The sequence below is a fragment of the Kitasatospora sp. NPDC093558 genome (assembly GCF_040683475.1).
Classification (GTDB): Bacteria; Actinomycetota; Actinomycetes; order Streptomycetales; family Streptomycetaceae; genus Kitasatospora.
In genome coordinates, this window is record NZ_JBFBDY010000867.1 from 1 (window position 1) to 2303 (window position 2303).

At 67.0% G+C, this 2303-nt stretch carries 3 protein-coding genes; 2 read left to right on the forward strand and 1 reads right to left on the reverse strand.

The annotated features are described in order from the left end of the window. Positions 1-266 precede the first annotated feature (266 nt). Complete coding sequence (locus tag AB0O00_RS36290; protein ID WP_363658969.1) at positions 267-1043, forward strand: squalene/phytoene synthase family protein; 777 nt, start codon at positions 267-269, stop codon at positions 1041-1043. 78 nt (positions 1044-1121) lie between these two features. Next, a complete protein-coding gene (locus tag AB0O00_RS36295) occupies positions 1122-2111 on the forward strand; it encodes a hypothetical protein (RefSeq protein ID WP_363658970.1) in 990 nt (329 codons plus the stop codon). Between the two features lie 7 nt (positions 2112-2118). Here the strand turns inward: AB0O00_RS36295 and AB0O00_RS36300 are convergent. Beyond that, positions 2119-2303, reverse strand: a 185-nt coding sequence (locus AB0O00_RS36300; RefSeq protein ID WP_363658971.1) for a hypothetical protein, incomplete at its 5' end; no start/stop codon positions are given.

A 2303-nucleotide genomic window follows, 5' to 3' on the forward strand; every position in this document is an offset into this window, starting at 1 on the left:
ACGAAGGACCCGGATGCGGCTGTACTTGTCACCCGGGCCTCGGTGAAACGGCCCGCACACAGCACGGCGTGGACCCCCCGGGGGAAGCCGCCCGCTCGGGCCGAAAGCGACGGAGTGCGCCGGCGGTACCGAGCCTTGGCCCGACAGCGTCAATCGCGCGCACCGTCAGGGTCCGTGCCGTCGTGCGCCTGGCATGCGACCTGGAAGGCGCAGGCTGTGACACTGATGCTCGTCGGACGTTCTTCGGGCTCTCCAGAGGAGTCGTCGTGTCCGTTCTGACTGATGCGCATGCACTGGTCCGTGCGTACAGCACCACCTGGTACGAGCCGGTGACGTCCATGCCCGCGAAGCTGAACGAGGCCACGACGGCCGCGTATCTGTGCATGCGGGCGATCGACGAGATCGAAGACCACTACGATCTGGCCCCGCCGGCCAAGGTGGAGCTGCTGGAGACGACCAGCCGCTTGCTGCAGACCCGGTTCACCCGGGCCGACTTCTCCGCCGCCTATGCCCGCCACACACACGAGCTTCCTGAAGTCACCCTGCGCATCGGCGAATGGGCGGCACTCGCCCCGACGGAGATCGCGCCTCGAATATGCGAGACGTTCGCGGCGATGGCCGAGCGGATGGCCGACTGGGTGGGCACCGGTTTCGCCATCGACAGCGAACGGGACCTGGACCGCTACACCTACGCGGTCTCCGGAACCCTGGTGCTACTGCTGTCGGACCTGTGGGCCTGGTACGACGGCACGCGGTGCGACCGCTCCCACGGTATTGCCTACGGCCGGGCCCTGCAGGCGGCCAACATCCTCATCGATCGCTCCACGGACACCGATCGCGGCGTCGACTTCTGGCCGACAGGATGGCAGTCCGCTGACATGCTGCGGTACATCCGGACCGAGTTCTCCCTCGCCGAGCAGTATGTCGACGCCTTCTCCCAGGGGCCCGCGCGGCGCTTCTGCGAGCCCGCGCTCCGGCGCTATCAGAATGCCCTGGACGCCCGGCCCCGGGCTGCCGCCACCGGTGTTCGGCCGGAGCGCTGAAGGAGAAGTTCGAACCGCCGTTTTCGAACCGCCGTTTCGGATCGCCGTTTCGGATCGCGCGGAGGATTGGAACCCATCATGGCCTCGCCATTTGATGCTGCCGACTTCCCCCTGGAAAGCGCCGACTCGCTGGTCCTGCCCGAATTGTCCTTCCCCGCCCCTGGCCGTCTGCATCCGCGTTGGGAGGAGATCGAGGCCGGAACCGTCGACTGGCTGCTGGGATACGGACTGGTGAGCGGTCCCACGGAGGAACTGAAGGTCCGGAACTCCCTGTTCGGAAAGGCTTTGGCCTGGATGTATCCGGTCGGGCCGGTCGACCGCATCCTGGCCATTTCCCATCTGTCCATCTTCTGGTTCACCTTCGACGACAAAATCGTCGAGTCCACCGCACCCGGAGCCGCTCAGCAGCTGGCGGAGCGGGCCCTGCACATGGACCAGATCGCCCGATCGCCACAGCGCACCCCGCCGGGCGAGGATCCCTTCCACCGCGCCTACCACGACATCTGGGCCAGATTCCACCGGTGGGCCAGCCCTCGACAGCTCCTGCGGATGCAGCACGGCATGCTGCAAGCCGTGATCGCCTGCATCACCGACAGCTTGAGAACCGGCATACCCACCCCTCCCCCGCTGGCGCTCTACCGCCCGCTCCGTTTCGGCACCAGCTTGCTGTCCCCCTTCGTCGATTACAACGAAATCGTTCACGGCATCGAAATCCCCCTCGACACCTACCTGCAACCCGATGTCCAGGACCTGATCACCACGGGCGTGAATCTGTTCGCCATCATGAACGACATCTACTCATGCCCGCGCGACACGCAGAAGCGCCAGGTGATGAACCTTCCGGCCGTGCTCGCTCACGAACACCGCTGCTCCCTGCAGGAGGGGCTGGACATGGCAGCCGAGCTGTTTCGCCTCAACACCGACCGCTTCCTGCAACTCTCCGAGGAACTCGGCAAACGCACGGCCGAGCACCTGCCCGAGCTGATCGAGGGGATGCAGGTCTTCACCGCCGGGATCCTGAACTGGTACCTGCAGGACACCGCCCGCTACCGGCCGGCAAACCCGTGAGCTCCGCTCACGTGCGCACGAACGACTGATCGACCCCGGCGGCCGCACCACCGGCGCCCGGCCGACGTCGTCCTGACGCCAGGTCCAGGTGGGCGGCGCCCGGATCCTGGGCCAGGGTCAGCCACTGGCCGATGTAGCCGCGCGCGGTGGCCGCGTAGTGCGCCCGGTCGGCGTCGTTGCCCACGAAGCCCG